Source organism: Limosilactobacillus sp., from assembly GCF_051873075.1.
Classification (GTDB): Bacteria; Bacillota; Bacilli; order Lactobacillales; family Lactobacillaceae; genus Limosilactobacillus.
In genome coordinates, this window is sequence record NZ_JBJEEM010000006.1 from 47,643 (window position 1) to 62,285 (window position 14,643).

Genomic DNA, 14,643 nt, shown 5'->3' on the forward strand with positions numbered 1-14,643 from the left:
CGGTGTTGGTGCGGCGCGGTGAAGCCGCCACTAGCCTGGACCCGCTTGGCACCGTTGCTGGCAGCGGCGATCACCGAGGGCTCCTCTACTACCATGGGAACGACGTACTCCTGCTCATTGACGGTGAGGTTCAGCCCCACCCCTTCCGGCAGGGAGTAGTCGGTCAAATAGTTTTCCACCAGCTCATTGCCTAACGTGGTCGCGTGATCGGCCAGGGCCGAAGTCACCGTTTGCGGAAGATGCAAAGCTTGGGCCAGCCGTTCCCGCCGCGCCTGTGGGTCGATTCTATAAAAGCCGTGTTGCCAATCGCTCATTGTGGTCGCTTCCTTTGGTTAACGTATTCGGTGATGATCCCCTCCCGAACACCGCTCTCCGAGAAGATCACCCGACCATCACTGTTGCGCTGGAGCAGGCTAACCAGGGGCAGCATCCCCCCGATAATGATATCCGCCCGTTCCGGCTCGAGACCCGGCATCCGTTTACGCTGGGCCAGGTTGCGGTTCAACAGTTCCCGGTAGGTGGCAAATACCACCCGCGAGGAAAGCTGATAGCCGTGGATAGAACGTTGCCGACGGTGACGGTGGTGGTAGGACCAGGTCATCCGGGCCAGGGTACGGTTAGCCCCGCCTAGCAGGACAATCGGGACCCGGGTTGCATACCGCAGCCAGGGAATCTTGGTCAACCGTTCATTCATCGCCACTTGGGCCCGGAAAAGGTCGGCGGACCGCACGTAACCGTTGAGGTGGAACTGCTCCGACAGGGTCACGGCGCCAACCGGGATTGAGATCATGTCCCGCGCCCGCCGCTGCTGGACCAGCACTAATTCACAACTTGCACCACCGACATCCAGAATCAAACAGTGGTTCAACTTCATCGTCCGGATCACGCCCAGGTAGTCGTAGTAGGCTTCCTTCTTGCCCGAAAGCACCTGGAGACGGATACCGACTTCTTTTTGGACCCGGTTGAGGAACTCCTGCCGGTTCCGGGCTTGGCGGACGGCCGCCGTCGTAATCGCCCGCACCTGCGTATGAGGCATCCCCTCATAGATCTGCTTGAAACGTTTCAGAGCGGCAATGGTCCGGTTCATGGCATCTTCTTGCAGCATCTTTTCCCGGCCCATTCCCTCTGACAGGCGGGTATTCTCCTTGACCCGCTTAATTTCACGAAAACGGCCATCTGGAGCGATTTCGGTGATCGCCATCCGGGCCGAGTTAGAGCCGAGGTCAACAATCGCGAGGTTTTCCACTATTTTCACCTCCGCTTTTTATCTTTATTTTTCTTAGAAAACATCCTCTTTATGTTACCATGTTCCGCGCTGTGAAACACTAATAACTGCCTGCCAGGAAAAAAATTTCTTACATTATAAAAGGGCCGCCCACAGCAGGTAATCACCGTGAACAGTCCTCATTTTAATTTCTTCAATTATAATTAGCCAAAGTAGTTGATACCAATGGCGTCCCGAACTTCCTTCAAGGTCTGGTTAGCCACCTCATTGGCCTTGGCTGAGCCTTCAATCAGCACTTGGTCAACGTAGTCTAGGTTGGCCGCGTATTCCTCACGCCGCTTCCGGATTGGTTCCAAGACGGCTTGGAGGACATCGTTTAAGTGCCGCTTGATCTTGACGTCACCGAGCCCCCCCGCTTGGTATTGTTCCTTCAGTTCAGCCACGTGTTCCTTATCTGGGTCAAAGATGTCCAGGTAGGTGAAGACCGTGTTGCCTTCGACATGGCCGGGGTCGCTGACTTTGATGTGGGTCGGGTCGGTGTACATGGACATGACCTTCTTCTGGATGGTGTCCGCATCATCGGACAGGTAGATGCAGTTGCCAAGCGACTTGCTCATCTTGGCATTGCCATCAAGGCCAGGGATCCGGCCCTCACCCTTTGGCGGGAAGACCCCTTCTGGTTCTACCAGGATATCTTGCTGGTAGATCCGGTTGAAGGTCCGGACGATCTCTCTGGTCTGTTCCAGCATTGGCTCCTGGTCATCACCAACCGGCACGGTGTCGGCCTTGAAGGCGGTGATATCGGCCGCCTGACTGACCGGATAGATAAAGAAGCCAGCAGGAACACTCTCACCGAACTTCTTCTGCTTGATTTCCGTCTTAACAGTTGGGTTCCGCTTCAAGCGGGAAACCGTGACCAGGTTCAAGTAGTGCATCGTCAGCTCACTCAGGGCTGGAATCTGCGATTGAACCAGGATCGTGGACTTCTTCGGGTCAATGCCCACGGCCAGATAGTCCAGGGCCACCTGGTGCAGGCTGTGCCGAATCTTCTCCGGGTCCCGGGCGTTATCGGTCAGGGCCTGCTGGTCGGCGATCATGATGTAGGTATCGTACTTGCCGGTATTCTGCAAGGCCACCCGGTTCTTGAGGGAACCAACGTAGTGCCCAATGTGGAGTTTCCCCGTTGGTCGGTCACCAGTTAAGATTACGTGTTTCTTTTCCGTCATAATTAATTCCTCCTTAAAGCTAAAAGCGCCCCATTAGCCATTGACTAATAGGACGCTTGCGCGCGGTGCCACCTAAATTGCAAAATTAATTTGCCACTCAAACAACGTATTAAGTTGTAACCACTTCGCGCTTTGGGAACCTTCACACCAACCGTTCCTCGCTGTCCTCACGCTACTGAATATGCTTATATTTTAAGCCCTTTTATGGTTAAAAGGCAAGTCCTCCCCGTTTGCCATTTGCAAACAGTTGTTCGATAACAGAAATTCCAGTATAATAACAACAGCAAATGTATAGACACTATCGAAAGGAGGACCCGTCGTGGCTACTTACCTGGCAATTGACCTCAAATCGTTTTACGCCTCCGCTGAGTGTGCCGATATGGGTTATGACCCGTTGAACACTAACCTGGTGGTCGCCGATGCCAGCCGGACCAGTAAGACCATCTGTCTGGCGGTCTCCCCCGCCCTCAAGAAGTTTGGCCTGCCCGGTCGGCCCCGGTTATTCGAGGTCGAGCAACGAGTCCGCGAACTCAACGAACAGCGGGCCCAGCAGGCAAGCGACCACCGGCTGGCCGCCTGGGGATCAATCTACCGGGACGAACTCCTCAGGTCCCCCAGTCTTAAGATCGAATACAAGGTGGTTGCGCCCCGGATGGCCTTCTACTTGCAGCGCAGTGCCAAGGTTTATGAGATCTACCTCCGCTACCTGCCACCAGCCAAGATCCACCCCTACTCCATCGACGAGGTCATGATGGACGTCACCGACTACCTGGCTACCCACCACACGACCGCCCACGACCTAGCCAAGGAAATCATCCAGGTGATCCAGGCCGAAACCATGATCACGGCCACGGCCGGAATTGGTGACAACCTCTACCTCGCCAAGGTTGCTATGGACATCGTGGCGAAGCGGATTCCCGCCGACAAAGACGGGGTCCGGATCGCCACGATGGATGAGCAGAAATACCGCCGCTTCCTCTGGGCCCACCAGCCGATTACCGACTTCTGGCGGGTCGGCCGTGGCTATGCCAAACGCCTGGCCAAGCTCAATCTGTACACGATGGGCGATATTGCCCGCTGCTCGCTGGGTACCTTGTCCGATCCCCAAAACGAGGAGACCCTCTACCGGGAGTTCGGTAAAAACGCCGAACTGTTAATCGATCATGCCTGGGGGTTTGAATCGGCCACCATCGACGACATCAAGCACTACCATTCTGACGATCACGGCCTCTACTCCAGCATCGTTCTCCCCCGGCCCTACACCTACCAGGAGAATCGGATCGTTATCCGGGAGATGGTCGACATGCTCTGCTTGCAGATGGTTAAGCGGGACATGGTGGCCGACGAATTCTCGCTGACCGTTGACTACGATGCTCAAAACCTGCAGGGGGTCCACGACTATCACGGTGCCGTTAGCAAGGATTTCTACGGCCGGGATGTTCCCCACCCCGAGCACCAGAAGATCAGCTTCAAGGTGCCGACCGCCTCGCCAAGCGAACTGATTGCCCACTTTCTTTCCGCTTACGACCAATCCTTCCACCACCAGCTCACCGCCCGCCGGGTTACCGTGACAGCCAACCACCTAATCAACCGGCACCAGGCTCAGGAAAGGACGTACACTGAGCAACTGGACCTCTTTAGCGACCCTAAACAAGCGGTGCAGGCCGCCCAGGAAAAACAGGCCCAGCGCGACCAGGATTACAAGCTGCAGAAGCTGATCCTGAAGATGCAGAAAGACTTTGGCAAGAACGCCATCATCCGGGCCGCGGACCTCAAGGATGGCGCCGTTGCCAAGAAACGCAACAAGGAGATTGGAGGCCATAAGGCATGATCGATAAGAAACAATGGCAGGCCGAGCAGGCCCAATTCAACGACACGAGCCGTTACAACGACATCATGAATGTACCCCGGCACGTCTCACGGGCTCACCTGCCGATGACCAAGCGTGACCGGGCCGGGCAGTTTGCTCCCTTTGCCGCCCTCACCGGCTACCGAGAACTACTTGATAAGATCGCCCAACGCTACGCCAATAAAAAGTACCCGACCGGAAAAGAAGAACAGGTAATCTTTGATTTCTTCCACCACCTGCCGTCAACTGATGGGGTGGCGCTAGCACTCACCTACTTCAATGGGGAGAGCGGCTACTACGACCACTATCAGGGGACGCTAACCCGGGTAGACTGGGCCCAACAGGTCGCCCATTTCGAAGATGGCCGCCAGATTCCGCTCCTAAACATTCGGGCCGTCACCCGAAAGGAGGAAAAAAATGGCGAAGGATAACGAGATCAAGGCCGCAATCAAAAAGGGCAACCAAATCATCACCGACTTTCAGCAGCACTCATCGGGCCGGTTAAACCTCTGGACATCGATCGTCACGCTCAATCGCAACTACATCATCACTGTTGAGGCCCAAAAGCGGGTCGGGACCGGAATCACGACCGCCATCGTCTGCCACCTCCCCTTCGACCAGTACAGCGTGGACGACTACCTAGCAATTCTGATGGGCCTGCAGCAGGAGTGGGACATTCCGGTCCTCTGTCACGCCTTCTCCCGGCGGCGGTTAGCCAACCTGCGCCACCAGTACGGCAGCCGGATCATCCGTGACGATATTGTCCGGCGGTACAGGTAGCACTTCTAACACCCCCCCAAAAAAATTGCATTAAAAATCCCCCAACCTGGGCAACCGGATTGGGGGATTTTAATATAGTTTAGTTTAAGTTAGGCTTCCTTGACCACGAAGAGGCGGCTGCTGAAGTCGGACGGATCCTTCTCCGGCTTCGTCCGGTCCATGATCCGTGGAACAAAGTAACCGACGTTCATCAACTCGGCACCAGAGAACTTCTCCTGACCGTCGTTAACCGTGTAGGTCTTCTCAGGATCCAAGCCCGCGAAGTAGACCCGGATGTAGGCCGGGTTGGCCCCGTTGAGGATCTGGAAGCGGGCCGCGATAGCAGCGCTCCGGTCTTCATTGACGACCTGCCAACCGTAGACGTTGTCGCTGGTGGTGTCCGGATTCTCCAGACGGTAGAACTTCCCGAACTGGAAGAGGTGCCGGTACTGCTTGTAGAAAGCAACCTGCTTCTTGATCGTTGCCAACTGGTCTTCCGGCAGCTTCGTGATGTCCAGCTCATAGCCAAAGTCACCGAAGTAAGCAACGGCGGCCCGGGTATCAAGGGAGGTCAGCCGGCCGACCTGGTCGTTTGGCACCGCGGAGACATGGGCACCCCACATCGACTGAGTGTAGCCATAAGAGGTCCCGTCCTGAATCTTGATCCGCTCAACAGCGTCGGTGTCATCACTGCACCATGCCTGTGGTGCGTAGTACATCATCCCGAGGTCGAAGCGGCCACCACCGGAGGCACAGGATTCAAATAAGACATTCGGGAAGGCCTTCGTCAACCGGGCATACAGCTGGTAGACACCCAGGATGTAGCGGTGGGCAAACTCCAGCTGCTGGTCAGCCCGCAATTGGTTCCCGTACATCTCAGTAATATTCCGGTTCATGTCCCACTTGATGTAGTCCAGCTTAGTCTTCTCGATGATAGCGCTGATATGATCAACCAGGTAATCCACCACCTCGCTGCGGGTCATGTCGAGGACAAACTGGTTCCGGGCTGGCGTACTCTGCCGTCCCGGAGTCGCGATCATCCATTCCGGATGGGATTCATAGAGCTTGCTGTCCAGGGAAATCATCTCGGGTTCAAACCAGAGTCCGAACTTCATCCCCTTGGCATGGACTGCGTTGGCAAAACCGTCGATCCCGTTGGCAAACTTCTTCTCGTCCACGAACCAGTCTCCCAGGCTGGACTTATCATCATCACGGTGGCCAAACCAGCCATCGTCTAAGACGAACATCTCAATTCCCAGCTCATGGGCCTTATCAACGATTGGCATCAGCTTTTGCTCGTTGAAGTCCATGAAGGTGGCCTCCCAGTTGTTGATCAGCACCGGCCGTTCTTCGTGGGCAAAGTGCGGGTTAATCAGGTGGTCCCGGTAGAAGTCGCCGAGTTGCTGGCTTAGCTGGTTCAACCCATCTCCGGTGTATGACATCACAGCTTCCGGCGTCTGGAAGCTTTCACCATCGTCCAGGTGCCAGGCGAATTCGTCCGGGTTGATCCCGACCAGGACCCGGGTAGCATCGAACTGGTCAACCTCGACGGAATCAAGGAAGTTTCCGGAGTAGATCAGGTTGAAGCCGATTGCGGCCCCCTGGTTGTTATCGGTGTGCGGCCGTGCCAGGATGAAGAACGGGTTCTGCTGGTGGCTGGAGGCATCCCGCAGACTGCTGATGCTCTGGACACCGGAACGCAGATGGGTCCGGATGAGGTGGCGTTCCCGGGCCCAGGAGCCAGAGAATTGGAGCAGGTCGTAGTCGCTGTCCGGCAGGTCAAGCTGGGTGCTCAATGCCCGATTCAAGGTGATCGGTTCGCCATGGTTGGTGTAGGTGGCGCTCCGGACGATCACGTCTTCGTCTTCAAAGACCGTGTAGTGCAGCTCCAAGCGCACGTTGGCCAGTTCGTCCTTGAACTTCACCGTCAGGGTCTGGGCATCGTCACCCTGATCGTCAAAGCTGGATGGCAAGTCGGTCAAGCGCTTCTTGCCGTCTTCGATCTGGTAGCCCTGGTAGGTAAACTCCGAGGTCCGGGAACCGTTCAAGTAGGTGATCTGGTAGGCCGGGTAGCGATAATCCCCCTTGCCCAGACCGGCATACTCCTGCTTGATCAGTTCCAGTTGGAAGTCACTCTGGTCAACGGTCAGGGTGTTGGTGCAGTCGTGCTCCTCTCTGCTGGCCAGGTTAGCGTAGTCGTCCTTAACTGGGATCCGCGGCCCGTAGTAAAGTTGGCCGGCGTTGCCGTTTTCCAGGATCTTAAAAATGTAGCTGGTCTTAGCAGTCTGTAAGTGAAAAAGCTTGTGCTCTTCGTTGACATGAATACTCATTATTATCCCCCTTAAATAAACAAAGAGACGCCAGATAGCGCCTCAAAATGAAAATAATTATTCTGAATGGATTGGCGCCAACCATTCACTAATACCTTAGTCTGGTTGGGTAAATTCAAATTCTGGGAACCAGATCTTGATTTCACGAGCAGCACTAGCCGGTTCATCAGAAGTGTGAACAATGTTCCGCAGGTTGCCGTCTGGCCATTCACGACCGTAGTCCCCACGAATAGTTCCCCATTCGGCTTCGACCGGGTTGGTAGCACCGGCCATGTTGTGAATGGCCTTGATAACGTTGGTACCAGAAACAACGATCCCCACAATTGGACCTTCCGTCATGTATTCAAGCAATTCTGGGAAGAATGGCTTGTCAACCTTATCAGCGTAGTGCTGACGCAGCAATTCTTCGGTTGGCTGGATCATCTTCAGGGCTTCGATCTTGTAACCCTTCCGTTCAATCCGCGTGATGATTTCACCAATGTGTCGGGTCTTGACACCGTCAGGCTTTACTAAAACTAATGTGTATTCGTCTTTAACCATAACGAACGTCTCCTTTTCAAATCACTACCATAAGATTATCATATCTCAATTAGTTGTGAAAGCACTTTCAGCTACTTTATTTAACAATTTCGTGCTCAATTATCAAGTTCTGACAGGCCTTAGCGTTCAAAACCGGGCTAACTGGCCCATTACTCAGAAGGGTGAACTGGTGCATGGCCCGGGAAGCCATCGTATAGACCATGCCGACCGCATCAACATTTTCCAGGTTAGCCGCCGACACATCGTAGGCGAGGACGGCGTCAAACTCAAGCCCCTTGGCTAGGTAGATCGGCAGGACCAAAATTCCCGTTGGCAACGCGCTGTCCTCCTCACTAAGCAGGTGCAGGTCGGTCAGCTTCTGCCGGTGCAGGGTTTGGTAGACGTCCCGGGCCTGCTGGCGGTTCTTGGTCAGGACGGCCACCGTCTCGTTGTCCTGGTGCAGCTTAGCCACCTCATCAATCAAGGCCTGCTCACTGCTTTCGGCGGAGTAGCGAACCAGCAGGCGCGGCTTGGCACCATGCCGGGTAAAGGAGATGATCTGGTCACCATCGGGCAGCAGAGCCTTGGCGAAGTCGGTTATTTCCTTGGTCGACCGGTAGCTGCGCCGCAGGGCAATCAGGTTCGGATGCTTGGCAGAGAGGACATTGCTGAGTTCTTTGAGCATCGTTTCCGGCAGCTGGAGGGGCTTGAAGAGGGCCTGCTCGCTGTCGCCCAGAACGGTGAACCGGGCCTTAGGGAAGGCATGGCGAAGGTAGACCATCATCGCCAGGGAGTAGTCCTGCATCTCATCGATAAAGACGTACTGGAAGGACCGGTTCTGCCCGCTCCCGGTGATCAAGTCCCGCAGGTACATCAGCGGGGCGGCGTGCATCAATTCCAAACGGTGAAACTCAATCTCATCCTGGTAGGCCGCGATCATGTCGGCCCACTCCCGGTTGCTGATCGTCTTTGGCAGGGTCACCTGCTGAAGAAAACGCTCATACTGGTTGTAGAAGTCAAGAAAGTAGTTATTGTAGATGGCGTCCGCGATGATCCGCAATCGCCGCTTAGCCCACCGGCGTGATAGGTAGGCATACTGGGCATCCTCGTCTTTAAAGTCGTCCACCGTCTTCTTCCCATACAGGCGATGCAGCTGCTGGACGTCCAGGTCATCGAGCTCCTTAGCCACCCAGTCACTCTTTGCTTCGATCCGGACCCGGTGCTGGAGTCCCCGGATCAGCTTATTCTTCAATTGAACCATCCGGTCGGCAGGATGCATGGCACTCGGTAGCGCTTCATACACCTGTCGGATATGGTCAGCACTGAAGAAGACCCGGCCGTTAAAGCGCAGGTCACTAAACTGCAGATCCCGGTCCGTCAGGCTGGTTGCATACTGGCGGACCTGGTTCATCATGGCGACCCCTTCCATGAAATCAGCGATCGCTAGACTGGCGTTTGGCTGTGCCTGGCGGGTTTCATAACGTTCAAACAGGCTCTCCACCTTCAGCCCTTCAAAGCGCCGGCGAATAAAGCCTTCCAGCGTCACCTGCCGCATGTTACGCTCACCCAGGCTGGGCAGGACTTCGGAGATATAGTGGCTGAAGAGGTTATTAGGACTGAAGAGGACAATCTGATCGGCATTTAAGACGGTCCGGCTATGGTAGAGCAAGTAGGCGATCCGTTGCAAGATGGCCGACGTCTTCCCGGATCCCGCAACCCCCTGAACCAGCAGGAGATCACTGTGGGTGTCACGGATGATGTCGTTTTGCTCCTGCTGAATCGTTGCCACGATGTTATGCATGTACTGGTCGTTCTGTTCCCCCAGGGCCTGCTGGAGGAGTTCATCGCCGACCGTCTCGTTGGTGTCGAACATGTTGGTGATTTGCCCATCCTTAATGGTGAACTGCCGTTTTTTAACCAGTTCGGTCTGTTGGATGCCAGCCGGGGTCTCATAATTGACCTTGCCGAGGGTCCCGTTATAGTAGACCCCCGCGATCGGGGCCCGCCAATCGTAAACCAAGAAGTCGGTCTTGTCATCATTCATCAATGAGGCGGTCCCAATGTAGAGTGATTCGGAATCGTCCTCTCCAGGATCCTTGATGTCGATGCGGCCGAAGTACGGTGAACCCTGCAGGCCTCTCAAGGTCGCCAGCTGGTGTTTGAGGATCGTTTCACTCTCGGCGGCCCGGGAAACCAGTTGCCGCTGCTGTTCCAACATTGAGCGTGACTCGGCGATATCATCCACTTCGTAGCGGTTAATCGAGGCGTTTTCGCTATAGTTGCGTTCCACGGCCCGGGTTTCCTTGTGGGCGGCCTCAACCGCAGCACTCGTCTGGTCAATCTGCCGGTTGATCTCGGTGATTACCTTGTCCACTCGCTGCTGTTCTTGTTGTTTTTCTTCTCGTTCTCCCATACTTAACCTCTTTTCTCGTTATTGGCAATACAATATTGTAGCATTTTATCCCCCGTTCCGTCGCCGCAGAAGGCTCGCCAGCAGGGCACAAAAAAGACCGGCACTATTGCCAGTCTTTTCACAGTTTACTATTCCTCGTGGGCCTTCTTCAAAGCGTGTTTGAGCATAAATGGAGCCAGGACCGTAGCCAAAATGATCACGGTGATCACGTCGGAGTAATACATTGATGACATCAGGTGGGCCTCATAGCCGATCTGGGCAGTGATCAAGGCCATCTCACCTCTGGCCACCATGCCGCTCCCGACAACATAGGAGCTAGCCATGTTGAAGCCGGACAGTTTGGCCCCCGCACCGCAGCCGACCAGCTTAGTCAGGCAGGCCAGGATCGTCATGACAATCACAAAAACCAGTGAGCGCTGGATGTTATCGAATCGCATGTTAAGACCGACGCTGACGAAGAAGAGGGGGATGAAGAGCGCATAGCCGATCGGGATAAAGCTCCGGTCAATCGTTTCCTTGCGATGGGTATTGGCAACCGCAATCCCAGCAAAGAAGGAGCCGACCGCCCCGCTTAAGCCGACGTAATCGGCCAAGGCCGCCATCCCCAGGCAGATGATCATCGCCATGACCGACGGCGCGGCCACCGTCAGCAGACGTTCACTCAGGTGCATCAGGTATGGGGCCAGCCAGCGGACCAGCAGGTAGGTCCCACCAAAGAAGAGCACCTGCAATAAGAGGGACAGGCCCAGCGGCAGGTTGGTGTGGCCACCCTTGCTGCCATTGATCATACTAATCATGATACTCAGCATGATCACTCCAATGATGTCATCGGCCACCGCGGCCCCCAGGATAGTTGCCCCTTCTCTGCTATCAAGCCGGTTGAACTCCCGTAGGACCGCGACCGAGATGCTGACCGAGGTCGCCGAGAAGATTACCCCGATAAAGAATGATTCCATCGTGGTGAAACCAAACAGGTAACTGGCCCCGCCCATCACGGCTAACGGGACAATCACCCCGATGACCGCGACAATCACGGCTGGCCGCAGGTACTTCTTGAGCAGAGACAGGTCGCTTTCCAGCCCGGCAATAAACATCAAAATGATGACTCCGATCTCCTGAAACTCGTTCATCATCGCATCAAGGTGCACCCAGTTAAGGATGGCGGGGCCGACGATGATCCCCACCAGGATCTGGCCGATCACTTCGGGAACCTCCACCCGCCGGCAAAGATGGGCCACCACCTGGGTAGCCAATAGCAGACCCGCTAAGGTCGCAATAAACTCCATAGATAATCCTCCTGTAAATAATTTAGTTTCATTTTAACATAACCACCCGTTGGCATGGCGAGTGGGACTATAATGGGACTGCAACTTTATTTTTTAAGAAAAGGTGAAACAATTGGACAATTCACAAACACATTATCACCGGGCTAAGGATGTCCTCGCCAAGCCATTCTCGGCCCCCTTTCTCAAACACATCGGCGCCGGAATCATTGTAGGCCTGGTCACTGGACTAGTGGTCAGTGTCTTCCGCTGGATCATCGACCAAACACTGCGTCTTTTGACCATCGTCTACCCCTACCTTGGCCACCACCCGCTTTGGCTGATCCCCTACGTCCTCGGTACCATCCTCGTCGCCTGGCTGATCGGGCAGCTGATCAAGGCTGACCTCACCGACCTGGTCGGGTCCGGGGTCCCGCAGATTGAAGCGATCTTGCTTGACCAGCACCAGATGAACTGGTGGACCGTCTTATGGCGCAAGTTCGTCAGTGGTCTGTTGACCATCTGCCCCGGGCTGTTCCTCGGTCGTGAGGGCCCCTGCATCCAGATTGGGGCCTGCATCGGCCAGGGCTTTTCTGAAAAAGTCTTCAAATTAAAGAAGAAAGACAAGCACCTCCTGCTCCAGTGCGGAATCGCGGCGGGACTCTCCGCCGCCTTCAGCGCCCCATTGGCCGGGACGGTCTTCCTGCTCGAAGAGATCACCCACCATTTCAACGCCAAGGTCTGGGTAACGGCCCTAGCTTCCGCCATCGCCGCCGATGCGGTCACCTTTCTCTTCTTCGGCACCAAGCCCTGCCTCTACCTGCCGATCAAGACGGTCCTGCCAAACCGCGCCTACCTCTGGCTGATCGTTCTTGGCATCGCGGTGGGCGTAATTGCGTTTCTCTTTCAGTACTTCATCTTCAACCTCAAGTGGTGGTACCGGAAATTCACGATCCTGCCGAACTACTACCACAGCATCCTGCCCCTCCTGCTGGTCATCCCGGTCGGCCTATGGAACCCGCACATCCTCGGCGGCAGTCATAACTTCATCATGTACGTGGCTGACACCAGCATGCACGCCAGCTGGCTGCCACTTTTGGGAATGATGACCCTGTTCCTCTTTCTGCGGTTCTTCGGTACCATGCTGGCCTACGGGGCGACCGTTCCCGGCGGTATCTTCATGCCGATCTTCGTCCTAGGAAGTGTAATCGGCGCGATTGCCGGCATCATCATGATCCACGCCGGTATCATCCCGGCTAGCTGCTACCTAAACATCATCGTTATCAGCATGGCCGCCTACTTTGGCGCCGCGGAAGGGGTACCGTTCTCTGCCGTCTTGCTGGTCACCGAAATGGTTGGGACCATTCAGCAAATCTTCCCAATGATGCTGCTGACCTTTGTTGCCTACTACACCAGCATGCTGCTCGGTGCCCGGCCGTCAATCTACGACGCCCTCCGGCAGCAAATGGTGTTTGAAAAATAATTAACATTTAAACGCAAAAATAAGGAGTTACGACGATTTATCGCAACTCCTTATTTTTATATGGAAATTATTCCGTGACTCCGGTCTTGAAGATCGCAATTCCGTGAACGTCATACTTCTCGTTATTGGTCTTCTTACCGCTGGCAACGTCGATGATGTACTGGATAAACTTGTCTGCCAGTTCATCCATCGATTCGTTCATCAGTTGACCCGCGTCAAAATCGATCCAACGAGGTTTCAGGTTAGCAATGTAGGAATTTGAAGAAACCTTAACCGTCGGCACGTAGGTGGCAAACGGCGTCCCCCGACCAGTCGTAAACAGGACCATCTGGCAGTCAGCAGATGCTTCTGCCGATGAGGAAACCAGGTCGTTCCCTGGTGCCTGCAGCAGGTTAAGGCCCTTGGTCTTAATCTTATCACCGTACTGCAAAACATCGTTAACGGCTGACGTACCAGACTTCTGCGTACAACCCAGGGACTTGTCTTCCAGGGTTGAAATTCCGCCGGCCTTGTTACCAGGTGACGGGTTTTCGTAGATTGGCTGGTGGAAGCGTTCGAAGTAGGCCTTGAAGTTGTTGATCAGGTCCACGATCTTGTCAAACGTCGCCTCATCCTTGGCCCGGGACATCAGGATGGTCTCAGCGCCAAACATTTCCGGCACTTCTGATAAGACGGTCGTCCCACCCTGGGCAGCAACGAAGTCAGACAGCCGACCCAGCAGCGGGTTGGCGGTGACCCCGGACAAGCCATCAGAGCCCCCACACTTCAAGCCGATCTTGAGCTCGTTCAACGGCTGCGGAGTCCGGTGGTCATCAGCCACCGCATCGTTCAGCTCTTCCAGCATTTCCAGGCCAGCGGTAAGTTCATCGTCACTGTCAGCCGATGACAGGAACTTGATCCGCTGAGGGTCAATTGTTCCGTTGGCTTCTTCCAGCAAGTGCTTCATCTCAGCAAGTTCACTGTCGTCCTCGCTGCCGAGGCCACAGATCATGACAGCACCAGCATTTGGCTGCAAGGCCGCGTCGACCAGGATCTTGCGGGCCCGGGCATAATTGTCCTGCGGCGTATCGATCCCGTAAGTGTGTTTGAGCGGTACGACGTTATCGAAATTCCCGTTGTCCGGGTGGAGGGCCTTAAATTGGGTGACCAGCGGGTCGATCAGTTCACTCACTGAACCCACCGCTGGGATGATGTACAGGTCATTTCGGATTCCGACCTTGCCGTTCGGCCGCTTATAACCCATGAAGTGCCGATCATCCTTCTGTACCTTGGACGTGATCTTAATTGGATCGTAGTGGTATTCCAATTCGCCAGAAAGATTCGTGGCAATGTTGTGAATGTGAACATGCTCACCGCGCTTGATATCCTGGGTGGCGTGACCGATCGGGAAGCCGTACTTGATAATGTCGGCCCCTTTCTTGATGTCTTCCAGGGCAATCTTGTGCCCACGGGTGATGTCTTCGGTGGTTACCACGTCGCCATGGTCCTTGGTCTTCAGGACGGTCCCCTTCGCCAAGTCCTGCAGCGCAACGGCCACGGAATCATGTTCATCCAAAATAATGAAATTATTCATTATT

The 14,643-nt window shown here is 55.0% G+C and carries 11 protein-coding genes and 1 pseudogene; 4 read left to right on the plus strand and 8 right to left on the minus strand.

What is annotated here, in order from left to right; all coding sequences use genetic code 11:
* The 3 genes and pseudogenes from ACI31J_RS01260 to trpS all read right to left on the minus strand — a co-directional run.
* Nucleotides 1–314: pseudogene (locus tag ACI31J_RS01260) on the minus strand (hydroxymethylglutaryl-CoA reductase, degradative); the annotation flags it as partial.
* On the minus strand, nt 311–1,246 hold the full coding sequence (locus tag ACI31J_RS01265; protein ID WP_439772660.1) for a Ppx/GppA phosphatase family protein: 936 nt from the start codon (nt 1,244–1,246) through the stop codon (nt 311–313). The pseudogene ACI31J_RS01260 and the gene ACI31J_RS01265, both read right to left, overlap by 4 nt.
* 182 nt (nt 1,247–1,428) lie before the next feature.
* Nucleotides 1,429–2,451 carry a tryptophan--tRNA ligase gene (trpS, locus tag ACI31J_RS01270; RefSeq protein ID WP_439772661.1) on the minus strand — a complete coding sequence of 341 codons (1,023 nt, stop codon included), beginning with the start codon at nt 2,449–2,451 and terminating at the stop codon, nt 1,429–1,431.
* A gap of 319 nt (nt 2,452–2,770) precedes the next feature.
* Between trpS and ACI31J_RS01275 the strand changes: the two genes are divergently transcribed.
* From ACI31J_RS01275 to ACI31J_RS01285, 3 genes are read left to right on the plus strand one after another with little or no spacing between them, the layout of a single operon-like run.
* Nucleotides 2,771–4,282 (plus strand): DinB/UmuC family translesion DNA polymerase, encoded by a 1,512-nt coding sequence (locus ACI31J_RS01275; protein WP_439772662.1) that lies wholly within the window; start codon nt 2,771–2,773, stop codon nt 4,280–4,282.
* Entirely contained in the window at nt 4,279–4,731 is a 453-nt protein-coding gene (locus ACI31J_RS01280) for a hypothetical protein (RefSeq protein WP_439772663.1), read from the plus strand. The genes ACI31J_RS01275 and ACI31J_RS01280 overlap by 4 nt, the downstream gene beginning before the upstream one ends.
* Complete coding sequence (locus ACI31J_RS01285; protein WP_439772664.1) at nt 4,718–5,080, plus strand: transposase; 363 nt, start codon at nt 4,718–4,720, stop codon at nt 5,078–5,080. Before ACI31J_RS01280 ends, ACI31J_RS01285 begins: the two co-directional genes overlap by 14 nt.
* Before the next feature lie 89 nt (nt 5,081–5,169).
* Here ACI31J_RS01285 and ACI31J_RS01290 read toward each other — a convergent pair whose 3' ends face one another.
* From ACI31J_RS01290 to ACI31J_RS01305, 4 genes are all read right to left on the minus strand, one after another.
* Nucleotides 5,170–7,389 (minus strand): alpha-galactosidase, encoded by a 2,220-nt coding sequence (locus tag ACI31J_RS01290; RefSeq protein ID WP_439772665.1) that lies wholly within the window; start codon nt 7,387–7,389, stop codon nt 5,170–5,172.
* Between the two features lie 96 nt (nt 7,390–7,485).
* Entirely contained in the window at nt 7,486–7,929 is a 444-nt protein-coding gene (gene ndk, locus ACI31J_RS01295; RefSeq protein WP_439772666.1) for a nucleoside-diphosphate kinase, read from the minus strand.
* 76 nt (nt 7,930–8,005) lie between these two features.
* Nucleotides 8,006–10,321 (minus strand): RNA polymerase recycling motor HelD, encoded by a 2,316-nt coding sequence (helD, locus tag ACI31J_RS01300; RefSeq protein WP_439772667.1) that lies wholly within the window; start codon nt 10,319–10,321, stop codon nt 8,006–8,008.
* A 128-nt stretch (nt 10,322–10,449) separates the two neighbouring features.
* Nucleotides 10,450–11,607, minus strand: a complete 1,158-nt coding sequence (locus tag ACI31J_RS01305; protein ID WP_439772668.1) for a cation:proton antiporter — start codon at nt 11,605–11,607, stop codon at nt 10,450–10,452.
* Nucleotides 11,608–11,719: 112 nt separating this feature from the next.
* Here ACI31J_RS01305 and ACI31J_RS01310 point away from each other — a divergent pair, with 112 nt between their 5' ends.
* Nucleotides 11,720–13,066, plus strand: coding sequence for a ClC family H(+)/Cl(-) exchange transporter (locus ACI31J_RS01310; RefSeq protein ID WP_439772669.1), 1,347 nt, complete (start codon nt 11,720–11,722; stop codon nt 13,064–13,066).
* A 67-nt stretch (nt 13,067–13,133) separates the two neighbouring features.
* Here ACI31J_RS01310 and ACI31J_RS01315 read toward each other — a convergent pair whose 3' ends face one another.
* Nucleotides 13,134–14,639, minus strand: coding sequence for a UxaA family hydrolase (locus tag ACI31J_RS01315; protein ID WP_439772670.1), 1,506 nt, complete (start codon nt 14,637–14,639; stop codon nt 13,134–13,136).
* Nucleotides 14,640–14,643: the final 4 nt, after the last annotated feature.